This is a genomic window from Mucilaginibacter koreensis (genome assembly GCF_054783355.1).
In genome coordinates this window covers 3210474-3227363 of the sequence record NZ_BAAGQS010000001.1, presented here as the reverse complement: position 1 = coordinate 3227363, position 16890 = coordinate 3210474, and the positions used below count along the sequence as shown (strand labels likewise).

The 16890-nt window shown below is 46.1% G+C and carries 13 protein-coding genes; 5 read left to right on the top strand and 8 right to left on the bottom strand.

All coding sequences use genetic code 11. From position 1 onward, the window contains the following. Positions 1 to 361: 361 nt before the first annotated feature. Positions 362 to 2203, top strand: a complete 1842-nt coding sequence (locus ACYVNW_RS14450; RefSeq protein ID WP_460680581.1) for an ABC transporter ATP-binding protein — start codon at positions 362 to 364, stop codon at positions 2201 to 2203. Between the two features lie 105 nt (positions 2204 to 2308). Here the strand turns inward: ACYVNW_RS14450 and ACYVNW_RS14445 are convergent, their stop codons facing one another. The 4 genes from ACYVNW_RS14445 to ACYVNW_RS14430 form a co-directional block, all read right to left on the bottom strand. After that, positions 2309 to 2989: a porin family protein gene (locus tag ACYVNW_RS14445; protein WP_460680580.1), complete on the bottom strand. Its 681-nt coding sequence runs from the start codon at positions 2987 to 2989 to the stop codon at positions 2309 to 2311. Between the two features lie 184 nt (positions 2990 to 3173). Then, positions 3174 to 4481 (bottom strand): UDP-N-acetylmuramoyl-tripeptide--D-alanyl-D-alanine ligase, encoded by a 1308-nt coding sequence (locus tag ACYVNW_RS14440; RefSeq protein ID WP_460680579.1) that lies wholly within the window; start codon positions 4479 to 4481, stop codon positions 3174 to 3176. A gap of 21 nt (positions 4482 to 4502) precedes the next feature. Continuing rightward, a complete protein-coding gene (recQ, locus tag ACYVNW_RS14435) occupies positions 4503 to 6644 on the bottom strand; it encodes a DNA helicase RecQ (protein WP_460680578.1) in 2142 nt (713 codons plus the stop codon). 241 nt (positions 6645 to 6885) lie between these two features. Further along, positions 6886 to 7104 carry a hypothetical protein gene (locus tag ACYVNW_RS14430; protein ID WP_460680577.1) on the bottom strand — a complete coding sequence of 73 codons (219 nt, stop codon included), beginning with the start codon at positions 7102 to 7104 and terminating at the stop codon, positions 6886 to 6888. Between the two features lie 255 nt (positions 7105 to 7359). Here ACYVNW_RS14430 and ACYVNW_RS14425 point away from each other — a divergent pair, with 255 nt between their 5' ends. The 3 genes from ACYVNW_RS14425 (at position 7360) to ACYVNW_RS14415 (ending at position 9715) form a co-directional block, all read left to right on the top strand. Beyond that, positions 7360 to 8325 carry an ATP-grasp domain-containing protein gene (locus tag ACYVNW_RS14425; protein WP_460680576.1) on the top strand — a complete coding sequence of 322 codons (966 nt, stop codon included), beginning with the start codon at positions 7360 to 7362 and terminating at the stop codon, positions 8323 to 8325. Between the two features lie 105 nt (positions 8326 to 8430). Further along, complete coding sequence (locus ACYVNW_RS14420; protein WP_460680575.1) at positions 8431 to 9462, top strand: LLM class flavin-dependent oxidoreductase; 1032 nt, start codon at positions 8431 to 8433, stop codon at positions 9460 to 9462. A gap of 112 nt (positions 9463 to 9574) precedes the next feature. After that, a complete protein-coding gene (locus ACYVNW_RS14415) occupies positions 9575 to 9715 on the top strand; it encodes a hypothetical protein (RefSeq protein WP_460680574.1) in 141 nt (46 codons plus the stop codon). A 68-nt stretch (positions 9716 to 9783) separates the two neighbouring features. Here the strand turns inward: ACYVNW_RS14415 and infB are convergent, their stop codons facing one another. From infB to ACYVNW_RS14395, 4 genes are all read right to left on the bottom strand, one after another. Further along, positions 9784 to 12873, bottom strand: a complete 3090-nt coding sequence (infB, locus tag ACYVNW_RS14410) for a translation initiation factor IF-2 (protein WP_460680573.1) — start codon at positions 12871 to 12873, stop codon at positions 9784 to 9786. Positions 12874 to 12941: 68 nt separating this feature from the next. Then, the gene (gene nusA, locus ACYVNW_RS14405; RefSeq protein WP_460680572.1) at positions 12942 to 14177 is read right to left on the bottom strand and encodes a transcription termination factor NusA; all 1236 of its coding nucleotides are present in this window, start codon (positions 14175 to 14177) and stop codon (positions 12942 to 12944) included. A 1-nt stretch (position 14178) separates the two neighbouring features. Then, positions 14179 to 14643 carry a ribosome assembly cofactor RimP gene (rimP, locus tag ACYVNW_RS14400; protein ID WP_460680571.1) on the bottom strand — a complete coding sequence of 155 codons (465 nt, stop codon included), beginning with the start codon at positions 14641 to 14643 and terminating at the stop codon, positions 14179 to 14181. A 143-nt stretch (positions 14644 to 14786) separates the two neighbouring features. Next, positions 14787 to 15071 (bottom strand): hypothetical protein, encoded by a 285-nt coding sequence (locus ACYVNW_RS14395; protein ID WP_460680570.1) that lies wholly within the window; start codon positions 15069 to 15071, stop codon positions 14787 to 14789. A gap of 136 nt (positions 15072 to 15207) precedes the next feature. Between ACYVNW_RS14395 and ACYVNW_RS14390 the strand changes: the two genes are divergently transcribed. Continuing rightward, the gene (locus tag ACYVNW_RS14390; RefSeq protein ID WP_460680569.1) at positions 15208 to 16890 is read left to right on the top strand and encodes an ArnT family glycosyltransferase; all 1683 of its coding nucleotides are present in this window, start codon (positions 15208 to 15210) and stop codon (positions 16888 to 16890) included.

Below are 16890 nucleotides of genomic sequence, written 5' to 3'. Positions count from 1 at the left end.
CAGTTACAGGGCAAATAAATATTGGAACGGTAATTGTCTAACCTTATATATCACTAAAACAATAACGTTATGGCAACTACCAAGAAAAGCACCTGCTGGTCAGGCTACGAAAAAAAGGGAACCAAAGAGAAAAACGGTAAAACTGTACCGAATTGTGTAAAGTCATCTTCTAAAAAGAAAGACTAATAATGATAACGCCCTAACAGGGCAAACAACAAAACCCCGGCAAGTTGCTCTTGCCGGGGTTTTGTTGTTTTAAACCTTTGAGTATTGCCATACTAAATCCATATCAATTATGCTCAGGGTGCATTTACGCCAATGACTGAAAATTTTACCTAATTTTGCCTCCTTATTACTTTAGATGAAAACTTATTTCAGGCTGCTTTCTTTTGCTAAACCCATCGAGAAGTTTGCCATCCCTTATGTAATTGCCACCTTGTTTTCGGTAGTATTTAACACGCTCAATCTGGCTTTACTCATACCTTTGTTAGAAACTCTGTTTGAAGACTCGGCTGTTAATCAGGCCAAAATACAGGCGGTTATCAGAGGCGGCGCACCAGCTATTACCAATCTTTCGGCTTTCTTCACCTATTATGTAGATGTATTTATTACCCGCTACGGTACCTGGGGTGCCTTACAATTTGCCTGCGGGGTTATTATTGCTTCTGTAGTGTTGGCCAATGTGTTCCGTTACCTGTCTCAGCGCATTATGGAAAATTTGCGTGCACATACGCTGCTCAACCTGCGCCGTGCCGTGTTTGATAATGTGATGGATTTGCATATGGGCTATTTTAACAACGAGCGCAAAGGCGATATCATTTCTAAAATAGCTTCTGATGTGCAGGTAGTACAGTTTTCGGTTACCGGCACATTGCAGGTCATATTTAAAGAGCCTTTACAGCTGATTGTATTTTTGGCTTTCCTGCTGTTTATTTCGCCTAAACTTACCTTATTCTCTTTGCTGGTGATCCCGGTTTCAGGCTTTTTGATTTCGCGCATTGTGCGCAAGCTAAAAGCGCAGGCCGTGGCTTCACAGCAAAGCTACGGACGTATGATCAGCTATCTGGATGAAGCTTTGGGCGGCATTAAAATTATTAAAGCTTTTAACGCTACCAACTATACCAAGCAGCGCTTTGATAATGAGAACCAAGAGTATACCAGAATTGTAAAAGCTATGGCGCGCCGTCAGCAAATGGCCTCGCCGGTATCAGAAGCATTGGGCGTAAGTATGGTAGCCGGCATTGTGTTGTATGGCGGTTATCTGGTGATTAACCACCAGTCCAGTCTATCGCCGGCAGCGTTTATTGGTTATGTGGCCATGTTTTCGCAGCTGATGCGCCCGGTAAAGTCCATTTCCGATTCGTTTAGCAGCATTCACTCCGGCATTGCCGCCGGCGAGCGGGTGCTGGAGCTGATTGACGTAAAACCGCAGATTAATGATGCCCCTGCTGCTACGGCTTTAAATGGTTTTGAAAATGACTTGACGTTTAAGAACGTTAGCTTTGCTTACGGAGAGAAGGAAGTACTTCGTAATATTAATTTCACCATTAAAAAAGGGCAAACGGTAGCTTTGGTAGGCCCATCGGGTGGTGGTAAAACTACACTGATGGATTTAATCCCGAGATTTATTGAACCTAAGTCGGGTGAGATTTTGGTAGATGGGCACAACATTAACCAGGTAACCGCACAATCGTTACGGGCACTCATGGGTATTGTGAACCAGGAATCCATCTTGTTCAACGATACCATTTATAACAACATCGCCTTTGGCCGTCCCGGCGCTACGCCACAAGAGGTAGAAGCGGCTGCCCGCATTGCCAATGCGCATAATTTTATCGAGCAATCAGAAGAGGGCTATCAAACCAATACCGGCGACCGCGGCACCAAGCTTTCGGGCGGGCAGAAGCAGCGTATCAGCATTGCCAGGGCCGTACTGAGCAACCCGCCGATCATGCTACTGGATGAAGCCACCTCGGCGCTAGATACCGAATCGGAAAAATTAGTGCAGGATGCGTTAAATAACCTGATGAAAAACCGCACTTCACTCATCATTGCTCACCGGTTGAGTACCATCCAAAATGCGGATGTAATCATCGTGCTGGAAAGCGGCCGCATTGTAGAACAGGGCACCCACCAGGAACTGATGCAAGCCGGCGGCTTGTACCGCAAACTGATAGATATGCAAACGTTTGCAGAGGAATAGGAGAGAATCAAGAGTCAAGAAACAAGACTTTCGATAAACGAGAAAGGACAAAAGATTTAGGTGTACATCCTTTGTCTTTTGTCCTTTCTCTTTTAGCCTTAGGCTTTAAAACTTAAAGCCTAAGCCGAATTGCCAAACTGAGTTGCGGTAGTTAGGATAGCCATCGGTTGAACCGTTGGCATCATTTGCCTGCAAATCAATAGTGTAACGGGCACGTAATTCTACGTTAGGGTTTACATCTACGCTTAAACCAATTACGCCATCTACAAAGCTTTTATCGCCGTTGTAATTGTAGCGCTCTTCATATGTAGGTGTAAAGCCGTTGTAGTAAGTGTTACGGGTAGACAGCAGGAAAGAAAATTGCGGACCTACCAACACATTAAAAGCCGGGGCCAGTTTAAATTTGGCCAGTACAGGCACATCAATAAAATTGGCACGTTGTGCAAAACTGCCATAATTGGTGTTGGCACGATAACCTTTTTGTGAGTATAACACTTCGGGTGCTATAGAGAACGGATACACCACAGGCACATCGAATATGATACCGGCATTGAAGCCCACTTTGCTGCGAGTATTAAAATCATCATAATCATCGCTCACAATATCGGCAATGTTAACGCCACCGGTTAAACCGATACGCGGCCTGTAAAAATCATCCGAACGGCGCTGCTCACGGTGCGATGGTATCGGACGGCGGTAGCGCGGCCGCGGGCGATAGTACTGGGCATCGGCTGCTGTAATGCCTGCCATGAGCAGGACTATAGCCATAAATAAAAATTTTTTCATACTGATTCTTCTTTTTTGAATTACAGTATAGATATGGGCAAAGTGGATTGGTTTATTCAGGAAGAAAATATTTTTCTGCAGTATTTCTTTGTCATTGCGAGGAACGAAGCAATCCCGTTGTATACAGAGCGGAGAAACACCGCTACGGGATTGCTTCGTTCCTCGCAATGACAAAAGGGTTATTTTACAAATAAGGCACCAATTGTTCCAGCGCCATGCCACGCGAGCCCTTGATTAGTATAGTGGCATTGGTAAATGTTTTTTGCTGCAATGCAGCAATGGCGTCTTCGGCAGTTTGGTAAAATACGGCGTTATGCTGCGGTAACAGGCGGCAAAATTCTTTACCCACAAAAATACGGTCGGTTACCCGAGCCTCCAGCGCTTTTTGCAGGATGAACTGGTGCTCAGCGGCAGCTTCGTCACCCATTTCAAACATATCACCCAAAATCAGCACTTTGCGGCCGGCCTGTAGTTGACTCAGGTTATCAATAGCCACGGCCATGCTGCTGGGGTTGGCATTATAATAATCGCAGATTAATGTATTTGTTGCGGTTCTTACAATCTGCGAGCGGTTGTTACCCGGTGCATAAGTACTAACACCGATATTAATTTCTTTCGCATCCAGCCCGAAATGGGTGCCAATAGCAATAGCAGCCAAAATATTATCCAGATTATAAGCACCGGTAAGTTGAGATTCAACTATGTGCGTTTCCTGTGTTTGATTGTTCGTCCAGCTAAGCTTTAGGTAAGGTGCATTTTCAGTAAGTTGTCCGCTGATAAAGTTTTCTGTTTGGCCGCTGCCGTAAAAGTAAGTTTGATTTAAACTACGGTCGGCCTGCATTTTCATCAAATCTGAGCTGTTACTATTTACAAAGGCAATGCCGTTGGCAGCTTTCAGGTAATAATACAGCTCACCTTTGCCTTTCTTTACGCCCTCTATACCGCCAAAACCCTCCAAATGGGCGCGGCCTATATTGGTAATTAAACCATGGGTAGGCTGTGCAATACTGCACAGCAGTTCAATTTCTTTCTGATGATTAGCTCCCATCTCTATCACCGCAATTTCGTGCTTATAATTCAGCGCCAGTATAGTTAAAGGCACGCCAATATGGTTGTTTAAATTGCCCTGTGTAGCATGCGTTACAAAACGTTGTGATAACACCGCATTAATTAATTCTTTGGTAGTGGTTTTCCCATTAGAACCCGTTAAGCCAATTACGGGAATTTTCAATTGGCTGCGGTGATACCGGGCTAAATCCTGCAAAGTGGATAGCACATCGTCTACCACAATACATTGGTTACTGGTATCGTATTCTGCATTATCGATAATTGTATATACAGCACCAGCTTCTATAGCCTGGGCAGCAAAGGTATTAGCATCAAATTTTTCGCCTTTTAAAGCAAAGAAGAGGCTGCCCGGCGCAATCTTGCGGGTATCGGTACTAATTACAGGATGAGCCAGATATAGCTCGTACAATTGCTCAATCGTCATAACTGGTAACAAATTTGCTAATTATTCAGTTCGGTTCAGCCAGCTTACTACAGCTTTTATTTCGGTGTAAGAATACTCTTCGCCCAGCACCTCTTTTAAAGGCGCCAGGCGCTGGGCACCATAGCTTTGTATTGCATCTTCAATGGCGGACATTTTATGGGCAGGCACCAGCTCAGTTACCTTTAAATCGCCGGTTTGCACAAATGAACATAAATGCCCCTCAATAGTCATGGGCGAATAACCGCGTTCGTGTGCAATCTCGGCCACCGTTAAACCTGATTTAAACAGGTTCAAGCTTTCCAGCTGGCTGCTGCCTGCTTTGCTGCCCGGCGCTTTTGGCTTGCGCTCACGCTTGGTAGCTTTGTGCTTCATTTGTGAACTTAAGCCGTGCTTCTCGGCATAGGCAACAATTACAGGTAAAAATTGATGCCCGTAACGCTCCAGCTTTACATCGCCGAACCCTGAAATATGCTTTAATTCTTGTGGTGTTTGCGGCAGATAGGTAGCCATTTCCAGTAAGGCTGCATCCGACAGGATGATATAAGCCGGTACGTTCTCCTGCTCGGCAATCGTCCAGCGGATGGCTTTTAGCTGCTGCAGCAGTTCGGCCTCATAAGGTAAGGCTTTTACCTCATGCTGCTCTTCAACCTCCTGCTCAATTAATTGTACCGTTTCCTGGCCTTTTAACACGGCGGCACTTTTGGCGGTTAGCTTTAAAGTAGGGTACTGGTCATCGGTGGGTTGCAGATAGCCCAGCTGCACCAGCTCGCGCAGGTAACGCTGCCAGTCGGCCTTGCTGATGTCGGCACCTATGCCATACGTTTTTAACTGCTTGTGCTCCTCCCTTATCTTTTCACTTTGCGAACCTCGCAAAAAGTCGATGACATAGCCGCTGCCAAAACGCTCCTGTAAGCGTGCCACAGCCGATAAGGCCTTTTGGGCGATAACCGTACCATCGAACCGTTTAAATTCAGTGAGGCATACATCGCATGAGCCGCAATGGTCAGGAAACTCCTCGTTGAAATAATGCATCAAGTATTGGCGGCGGCAGGTATGCAGCTGGCAATAATTTACCATATCGTCCAACTTTTTCAGCATCACCCGGCTTTGCTCCTCGTTGCCCTCTACTTTGGCAAAACTTTGCAGTTTAAAAGCATCGCCCGGCGAGAAGAATAATAGTGCCTCCGAAGGCAAGCCATCACGCCCCGCACGACCGGTTTCCTGATAATAGCCTTCAATGTTTTTAGGTAAATCCATATGCACCACATAGCGCACGTTAGATTTATTGATGCCCATACCAAACGCAATGGTAGCCACCATAATTTTCACCTCATCGCGCAAAAACATTTCCTGGTTGCGGGCCTTCGTTTCATGGTCTAATCCGGCATGGTAAGCCTCTGCCTTATAGCCTTCGGCCTGTAGCTGTTTGGCTAAATCAACTGTTGAATTTCGCGATAAGCAATAAATGATACCTGAATCCTCCCGGCGCTCATCTAAAAATGCCAGCAACTTTTGATAGCTATTTTTTTTAGGTACTACTTTATAACTGATGTTGGGCCGGTTAAAAGACGAAACGAATTGGGCAGGCTGATGCAAGGCCAGCTTTTCAATAATATCCTGCTGAGTTAACTGATCGGCTGTGGCTGTTAGGGCAATTACAGGCGTTTTAGGAAACTCCGTTTTCAGGTTAGCCAGCATCAGGTACTCGGGCCTGAAATCGTGGCCCCAGTGCGATATACAGTGCGCTTCATCTATAGCAACCAAGCTTACCTGCAAGCTTTTTAAAAAGCCCACCAAAGCGCTGCCATTGCTGAACAGGCGCTCAGGGGCGAGGTATAGCAATTTGATCTGACCGGCTTTCAACCGGTTCATTACTTCCTGCTGTTCGCCGGGGTTTTGTGATGAATTGAGGTAAGCCGCCGGGATGCCGTTTACATTAAGGGCATCTACCTGATCCTTCATCAGTGCAATCAGCGGCGAAATTACGATGGTTAAGCCATTAAATAATACAGCCGGAAGCTGGTAGCACAGTGACTTGCCGCCGCCGGTGGGCATCAGGGCTACGGCATCGCCGCCTTTAAGTAAATGATATATAATGGCTTCCTGCTGGTGCCGGAAGCTGCTGTAACCAAAATATTTTTGCAGTGCCTGTAAGGGTGTCATATCCAAAATCAACCTTTAAGATACGATTTTTGGGCGAGGTGTACAAGGAAAATATACTGGTGTTTTTGCCCAAATTGTAATTGATGGAATTTGGGAATGGGCGGAACAGTAAATCAAATTTCATCGTGAACGGTGTGGTACCGACATTTAATAACATGGCTATCCAAAATATAAATTAACCTTAATACAAAAATGAACCCAGCCTTCAGTCACCACGTCATTTCGAGAAATAGCTTTGAGATTAAAGTCTACCGTTCCAATCATTATTTAAATAATAAGCAACTCCTGTAATATTTGCGGGGTGAGGTATATATTCAATACCGTTGTATAAGCCCGACGACTGGCCAATGGCCACATGATAATACGTAGCCGGCCCCTGATCTTTTACATTGGAAGCGCTATCAGACAAAGGTTGGGCACATACCATACTACTTAAAAAAGTAATATAGCTATACACCATAGGTGGGCACTTTTGCTCATAAGGTAAAGAGGTATAATTGGTTAGCTAAATTTGGTGTTAATTAATAATAAAACCCAATTTATTTTTGTAAAATATTCAATACCAATAGTCTATTAATTTTATAGATTATCTATTTTTGTTGTAACCTGTTTAAACATAAACTCGGGTTACCAATTTATTCAGTTAAATATTGCAAGCTGGTTCACCCGTATCAGCTTCAATACACTTGTATTTACAATTATAAAATATACTATTATGCAGCCTATTGCTATATTTCATGAGCATCCGGATTGGTTTAAGCCGCTGTTTGCCGAGCTTGAAAAAAGAGGATTGCCCTATGTTTCTATCAATCCTACACAGCACCGCTTTGCTATTGAAGAAGCCAAGCCAGAGTTCTCCTTATTTTTTAACCGCATGAGCCCGTCTGCTTATCTGCGCGATGGTATACAGGGCACTTTTCATACTTTAAATTACCTCAAACACTTGGAGAACCATGGCATCAGGGTAATTAACGGCTATAAAGCTTTTACCTACGAGACTTCGAAGGCGCTACAAATGATGCTGATGCAGCAGTTGGGCATTAAGTACCCTAAATCGCACGTGGTTAACCATGTGTCACAAATTGAGGCGGCTACTGAGGGATTGCGTTTCCCTATTGTAGTAAAAGCCAATATTGGTGGCAGTGGTGCCGGCATTGAAAAATTTAACTCGGTTGAAGAAATTCGCGAGGCCATTGCGAATAACCAGATTGACTTTGGGGTAGACCATACTGCTTTGGTTCAGGAATTCGTTCCGGCGCGCGGCGGTTATATTACCCGTGTAGAAACTTTGGGTGGTAAATATTTATATGCCATCAGGGTGTACACCACCGGCGAAAGTTTTAACCTGTGCCCTGCTGATATTTGCCAAACTACAGCCGGACAGGATTTGGTGCGCAATGCCTGCGCCCTGGATGCCCCCAAAAATGGCCTGAAGGTAGAAGCTTATACGCCGCCTGCCGAGGTGATTGCCAACATTGAAACCCTGGTACAGCAAAGCGGTATTGATGTAGGCGGCATTGAGTATATGGTAGATGACCGCGATGGCGAAATTTATTATTACGATGTAAATGCCCTATCCAACTTTGTGGCTGATGCCGTAAATGTGATCGGCTTCAATCCGCACGAGCGTTTGGTAGCATTTTTAGAGCAGCAGTTGGTGCAGGAAACTGCGGAGGTATAACCTTTCCCAACCCTCTACAATGGAGAGGGCTTTAACACATTATTTAAAAATTTTAATAAAAAAACAACATTCCCTCCCCTTTGGGGAGGGTTTAGGGAGGGGTTTATGAACTACGGATATTGGATGCCGGTTTTTGGCGGATGGCTGCGTAATGTGGATGATGAAAATATGCAGCCCACCTGGGAATATACCAAAAAACTGGCCATCAGAAGCGAAGAGATAGGGTTTGATTTGGCGCTGATTGCCGAATTATACTTAAACGATATTAAAGGTGAACAAGCGCCATCGCTGGATGCCTGGTCTACCGCTGCGGCGCTGGCTGCCGTTACCCATAAGCAGGAACTGATGGTAGCAGTACGCCCTACTTTCCATAATCCGGCGCAACTGGCCAAACAGGCTGCCAATATTGACCACATCAGCAACGGACGTATTTCATTAAATGTGGTATCCTCATGGTGGAAGGACGAGGCTGAAAAGTATGGGATACAGTTTGAGCAGCACGATGACCGCTACGCCCGTACCCGCGAATGGCTGGAAGTGGTTGATAACGTATGGAAGCAGGACAACTTTAGCTTTGAGGGCAAATATTACAAGGTAAAAGATAATATTTTGCAGCCTAAACCGGTATCAAAGCCAAGGCCTAAAATTTATGCCGGCGGTGAATCTGAAGCCGCTAAAGATCTGATTTCTTCTACCTGTGATGGTTACGTAATGCACGGCGACTCGCCCGATATGATTGGCCGCCGTATTGCTGACCTGCAAGAACGCCGCGATAAAGAAGGCCTGCCACCCATGACGTATGGTGTGGCTGCTTATAGCATCATCCGTAACCATGAGCAGGAAGTAAAGCAGGAACTGGATCGTATTACTAATGTAAAAGCAGGCAGCTCAGGATATAAAAATTACCAGCAATGGTTATTGGGCACGCAGTTAGAACAGCAGGTATCCTTACAGGATTACTCCGTATCGAACCGCGGATTGCGTAGTGGCCTTACCGGCACCCCATGGAAGGTACAAGACCGTATAGCCGAGTTTGAAAAGGTGGGCGTAAACTTCTTTTTGCTGCAATGCAGTCCGCAGTTAGAGGAAATGGAGCGTTTTGCCGAGCACATTATTCAGGCTGGTATAAGTGCTTAACAACGTTTACATCAACATTTAAAGCAAAAGGCTTTAGATTTGCCATAAAGCATTTTGCTTTAAATAAACATTGTGGCCTGCTAAGTGTCGCTCCAGCATACACACCCATTTTATGAGACTCATTAAATATTTAGCCTATGCTTTTTTGGCTTTATTTACGGCCGAAAGCGCAAGCGCCCAACCGTTTCACCGCAGGCATCACCACCGCTATACCAAACATCATTACCGCCAGCACCGGCATAACCGGATGTAAAATAGCTTAAAAGCAAAAAAGGCTGCCTTAATGTATAAGGCAGCCTTTCTTTTGAAAACTTAATATGATTACAGCTTACGTTTTACTTCTACGTTTTCGTAAGCTTCCACAATGTCGCCTACTTCAATGTTGTTGAAGTTTTGAATGTTCAAACCACACTCGTAACCCGCATTTACTTCTTTTACGTCGTCTTTGTAACGTTTCAATGAAGCCAGTTCGCCGGTGTAAACCACTACGCCATCCCGAATAATGCGGATGCTGCTGTTACGGGTAATTTTGCCATCCAGCACCATACAACCTGCAATGGTACCCACTTTGCTGATTTTAAAGGTTTCGCGGATTTCCACGTTGGCCACAATCTTCTCTTCGAACACCGGTGCCAGCATGCCTTCCATCGCTGCTTTAATTTCATTAATTGCATCGTAGATGATGGAATACAGGCGGATATCAATCTGCTCCTGCTCGGCCAGTTTACGTGCACTGGTTGACGGGCGTACCTGGAAACCAATGATAATCGCATCTGATGCCGAAGCCAGCAATACGTCTGATTCGGAAATCTGACCTACTGCTTTCGAAATCACATTTACCTGTATCTGGTCGGTTGACAGTTTCAATAATGAATCCGACAGCGCTTCAATAGAACCATCCACGTCACCTTTTACAATGATGTTCAGTTCCTTAAAGTTACCAATAGCCAAACGACGGCCAATTTCATCAAGCGTGATGTGTTTCTGCGTACGCAGGCCTTGCTCACGTTGTAATTGTAAACGTTTGTTGGCAATATCACGGGCTTCTACCTCGGTTTCGGTTACGTTAAAGCGGTCACCTGCGGTTGGTGCGCCCTGCATACCCAACACTTGTACCGGTGCCGACGGGCCTGCCGAATTCACACGCTGGCCGCGCTCGTTGGTTAACGCCTTTACACGACCGCTATATGAACCGGCCAAAATAGGATCGCCTACACGCAGTGTACCTGCCTGTACCAGTACTGTGGTTACAATACCACGCCCTTTATCAAGGGCAGCTTCAATTACTGTACCTACAGCACGTTTGTTAGGATTAGCAGTCAGCTCTAATAAATCGGCTTCCAGTAATATCTTTTCTAACAGTAATTCTACATTTAAGCCTGATTTTGCTGAAATTTCCTGAGTTTGGTATTTACCCCCCCACTCTTCCACCAAAATGTTCATACCTGCTAATTGCTCACGCACTTTATCAGGGTTAGCGCCGGGCTTATCAATTTTATTGAAGGCAAAAATGATAGGGGCACCGGCAGCCTGCGCGTGGTTAATAGCCTCGCGGGTTTGTGGCATCACGCTATCATCAGCCGCAATTACGATGATGACAATATCGGTTACCTGGGCACCACGTGCACGCATGGCGGTAAACGCCTCGTGACCCGGTGTATCCAGGAAGGTAATTTTACGATCTCCGCCTACCTGTACTTCATAAGCGCCAATGTGCTGGGTAATACCACCCGCCTCACCGGCAATTACGTTGGTTTTGCGGATAAAATCGAGCAATGAAGTTTTACCATGGTCAACGTGACCCATAATGGTTACAATAGGAGAGCGCGGAATCAAATCTTCCGGTGCATCTTCTTCTTCCAGGTTAACTTCTTCGTCCTCTGGTTTTACAAAATCAACGGCATAGCCAAACTCATCGGCCACAATGGTCAGGGTTTCGGCATCCAAACGCTGGTTAATGGATACGAACATACCCAAACTCATACAAGTTGAGATAATTTGGGTTACTGATACATCCATCAATGAAGCCAGCTCGTTGGCAGTTACAAACTCGGTTACCTTCAGTACCCGTGATTGTGCTTCCTGCTCCAGTGCTGCTTCCTCGGCCGATGCAGCTACATCATCGCGTTTTTGACGGCGGAATTTAGCCCGCTGCGCAAATTTGCCCGATTTACCGGCACCGCTTAAGCGAGCCAGTGTAGCTTTAATCTGGTCTTGTATTTCTTTTTCTGTAGGCTCTTCTTTAGGACCGGTGTTTTGCGGTGCGCCGGCATTACGGTTCCTGAAATCAGGACGGCCGCCCTGCTGCGGGCCGCGGTTAAAGCCACCCTGGCGGTTGCCGCCACCCTGGTTAGGACCACCCGGGCGATTGAAACCACCGCCTTGCTGACCGCTACCCTGGCGATTGAAACCACCACCTTGCTGGCCACCTTGGCCTTGTTGCTGGCCGGGCTGGTTATTATTGTTACCCTGCTGGTTGTTACCCGGCGGGTTATCTTTACGCTTACGCTTGCGCTTATGGTCGGCGTTTGATGAAGACGCTACCGGGCCACCGCCACGGCGGCCATTATCTACCGGCAACTGTATTTTACCAATTACGTGCGGGCCGCTCAAACGCTCGGCTCTCGCCCTGATTACCTCATTCTCACCGTTTCCGCTTCCCGGCTCAGAAGCTGGGGTTGGTGCCGTGGCCGCAGGTGTTTCTGCTACAGGAGCTGCCGGAGCAGGCGCTGGCTTAGGCGCTTCTGCCACCGGTGGCTGAGCGGCAGGCTTTGGTGCCTCCGGCGCAGCTTTGGCAGGCTCAGGCTGGCTTGGTGCAGGAACTTCTGCTTTAGGCGCAACCGGGGCTGGTGCCGGTTCAGCTTTCGGCTGAGGTGCCGGAGCTGCAGGCTCAGGTGTTGGCACCGGAGCCAGTGTTTCTGCCTTTGGTGCAGCAGCTGCAGGCTGGCTTGGCGCAGGGGTTTCCTGGCGTGGCTGCTCAGCCGGCTTTGGCCGGGCATTCAGGTTATTCAAATCAATTTTGCCTACTACTTTAACACCAGGCAAGCCATCAGGTTTAACTTCAGGTGCCTCGGTAGGCTTAGGCTTATCGGCAGAAGAACTACCGGTATTCTTGATCAGAATTTCCCTGTTCTCGAAATCGCGTGAGCGGGGCTCCTGCGGCTTCTCAGGGGCTTGGCCAGGCTCATCCCTGCGGATTTTCCCGATATTGATTTGCTTGGCCTTTTCTTTTTCGTCTTTATCAGCAGCAAACTCTTTTAACAATGCGGAGTACATTTCACCATCCAGCTTGGCCATTGGTTGTTTTTCTACCTTGTAGCCTTTTTTAGCCAGAAAGTCGACAATGGTACCCATACCAATGTTCAGCTCTTTTACTGCCTTAATTAATTTTATGCTTTTGTCTTCTGACATTTAATAGATTTTCTTTCTCTTGCTTAAGAATATACGCAAATTTACTACTTTTAATTGGCATATTCAGATTATTCAAACTCTGCTTGCAGAATTGATAATACTTCTTTTACAGTTTCTTCTTCCAAATCTGTACGCTTCACCAGTTCGCCGGGGGTTAAGGCCAGCACTGATTTTGCGGTATCCAGGCCAATGCGTTTAAACTCATCAATAATCCAGCCATCAATTTCATCTGAGAATTCTTCGATGTCCACATCCTCCTCCTGCTCGTCGGCTTCGCGGTACACATCAATCTCGTATCCGCTCAGTTTACCGGCCAGTTTAATGTTGTGACCGCCACGGCCAATGGCCAATGATACCTGATCGGGCTTTAAATAAACTGCTGCCGTATGGCGCTCATCATCCAGTTTAATGGAAGTAATTTTAGCAGGCGATAAAGCACGCTGAATGTACAGCTGTGTATTATTGGTGTAATTGATAACGTCAATGTTCTCGTTCTTCAACTCCCGAACGATGCCATGGATGCGTGAACCTTTCATCCCCACACAGGCACCTACAGGGTCAATACGATCATCGTATGACTCTACAGCCACTTTTGCTCTTTCGCCCGGTTCGCGTACAATTTTTTTAATGGTAATTAAGCCATCAAAAATCTCGGGCACTTCCAATTCAAACAAACGCTGTAAAAACTCGGGTGCAGTACGCGAGATGATGATTTTAGGATTACTGTTCATCATATCCACTTTATATACCACCGCTTTCACGCTGTCGCCTTTTTTGAAGTAGTCTGCCGGGATCTGCTCAGTTTTAGGTAACAATAACTCGTTGCCTTCATCATCCAGCACCAGGGTTTCTTTTTTCCAAACCTGGTATACCTCGCCGGTTACAATCTCACCTACGCGGTCTTTATATTTTTTAAAGATTTCGTCTTTTTCCAGTTCCAGAATTTTAGATACCAGCGTTTGGCGGGCGGCCAGGATAGCGCGGCGGCCAAAGCTTTCTAAAGTAATCTGCTCTACAAACTCATCGCCTACTTCCAGGTCTTCATCATATTTGTGGGCCTCGGCCAGTTCAATCTCCAGGTCGTCATCTTCCGAAAAACCATCTTCCATTACGGTACGGGTGCGCCAAATTTCCAAGTCACCGTTATCGGTATTTACAATTACGTCGCAATTTTCGTCGGTACCGTACTTCTTTCTGATCATGCTTCTGAAAACGTCTTCCAGCACGCTCATCATGGTAGGGCGGTCAATGTTCTTAAAGTCTTTAAATTCCTGAAAGGAATCAATCAAATTAATATTGCTCATTTCACTTAAATGATATTAAAACTTTGGTTTCTGCTATATCGCTCATCGGGATGGTGGTTTCAACCAGTTCAGCCTTCTTCCCTTTGGGTTTAATTTTTTCTTCTATCGTGATGCTCTCATCGCCGGCCAGCTTCAGTTCACCTTCGGCTTTGGTACCGTCTGCTTTTTTTACGGCTACCTGGCGGCCAATGTTTTTAATGTACTGGCGGGTGAGTTTCAGCGGCGTATCAATACCCGGCGATGACACCTCCAGCGTATAGGCATGTTCAATTGTGTTTTCCTCTTCCAGGTGAAAGCCTACATGACGGCTTATTTGCGCACAAATATCAATACCTGCACCCTGATCGCCATCTACTAAAATCACCAGCTTAGTACCGCCCTGCAATTTGATATCTACAATAAACAGGTCGGGGCGGTCGGCTATTTTTTCTTCTACCAGTTGTTTAACCCGTTGTTCAACGTTCATCCGTCTCTCCCGATTTTTTTCAAAACTAAAAAGAGGGGACACAGGTCCCCTCTTTTATTCAGTGCAAATATAAGAATTAATATTTGATTTTCAAGTGTTTTTAAGTTAGAAGCAACACTTTTCATTACTTCTACTCCAGTATTTTACGGCCTGTGATACTTATTCTGGTTAGTGGTATCGTTTTCTACATGTCCGCTGGGGTTGGCATTGCCATTACTGGTGGAGTCTCTACCGCGGTTTTTGTTGCCGTTGTAAGAGGTATCAGCCGTAGTGGCATGATTAACGCCGCCTGCGCTTGAGCCGGCTACTGCATTCATGGTATCAGTGGTACCATGCAGGGTTTTATTAGAGTTATCGCCGTTGCCGGTACATGCAGTTAACGAGGCGGCTATAAAAGCGGCACCTGCTATATAGGTTAATGTTTTCATCGGTATAGTATTTACAAGCTTTAACACAAGGGCGAAAGTGAATGTTTTGGGCATTTGGGGCCAGGCTAAGCCCTTATGCTAAATTTGAGTATTTTTGCGCCATACGGCGGATGTTTTTAGCTGCCGCTGCCCCCTCATGACACAAAACTATATCAACAATAAAACCTGGTTCTGGCTGTTTGTTTCACTTTTGGTGCCTTACATCTACGGCTTGTTTGTGCCACTCATGAATGAGGATGCCTCGCACCATGCCGATATTGCCATGCACATGTACCTCAACCATGATTACGTGCGCCTGATTGACCGTGGCATGAATTACCTGGACAAACCCCATCTGCATTTCTGGCTGGCGGCTTTATCTTACAATATATTCGGTGTCAATACTATCGCTTATAAGCTGCCCTCCTTGCTGCTTACCATTTTGGGCTTTTATTCCACCTTCCGCTTAGGCAAACTGCTGTACAACCAGCAAACCGGTTTACTGGCGGCGCTGATGTATGCCAGTGCACAGGCGCAGTTTTTGGCCAATAATGATGTGCGCATGGATGCTATACTCACTGCCAGTATTGTGTTTGCCACCTGGCAACTGGTAGAAGCCGCTTACTTTACACGCTGGTATAATTATGTGCTGGCAGCGCTGGGTTTGGCCATGGCTTTTACTACCAAGGGCATGATTGGCTTTGTAATGCCTTGTGTGGCCCTGTTTTTTTTACTGCTATATCAGCGCAACTGGAAACGGATGTTCGACTGGCGCTGGCTGGTGGTTTTATTGTTGTGGGCCGTATTTATTTCGCCCTGTGTGTACTGCTACTATTTGCAATACGACTTACACCCCGAGGCCATGGCGCGGGGCATGAATCATATTTCGGGCGTGAGGTTTATCCTGTGGTCGCAAAACTTTGAGCGGTTGGAAGGCTCTAAATGGGGCAAAGGGCATAAAGATTATTTCTTTTTCTTCCACACTGCATTGTGGGCATTTTTGCCTTGGTGCCTGCTTACTTATGTGGCCTTTTTTACCAAAATTGGCTTTTTTATCAAAACCCGGTTTGCCCGTATTAAAGGTGCGGAATTATTAACTGTTGGTACTATCATTATTATCTTCGCCATCATCTCTTCATCGGGCTACCAGCTGCCGCATTACTTAAATATCCTGTTCCCGTTCTTTGCCCTGCTTACCGCCGGGCAGGTGATGTACGTACAGGAACACCGTCAGGAACGCACATTACGCAGCTACCTGTATGTGCAGTATTTTGTGGCGGCCGTTATATTTATTATTGTGGCGGTGGTTGATGCATGGTGCTTTCCGGTTCATTCGCCTATAGTTGCTCTATTATCCCTGTTGTTTTTAGGCGCTGCATTTTACGTGGTGTTTAAAGAGCGCAGTTTACTGGTGCGGATGGTGGCAGCATCAACTTTTATAATAGCCATGGCCAATGTACTGCTCAATGGTAATGCCTACCCGCAACTGCTTAATTACCAGGCAGGCGTAGGGCTGGCACAGGTAGCCAACCGCAACCACATTCCCCGAAACGAACTGTACAATTACTATTTCCATAGCACCACCTTTGATTTTTATACCCGCAACCTGGCACCCACGCTTGTAAACGAAGATATTACCCGCAAACTGAACCAGGGCGAAACCGTATGGCTGCTCACCAGCGAGGTAGGCAAAGCCGGCTTGTTGCGCGATGGCTTCAAGATAGCCACCGCCTACCGCGACCTCGACTACGGTATCACCCGCCTGACCCCCAAATTTTTAAACCCGGCCACGCGTTATAAGGTAGTGGAGTGGAATTATTTGATCAAGGTGAGCAAGTAA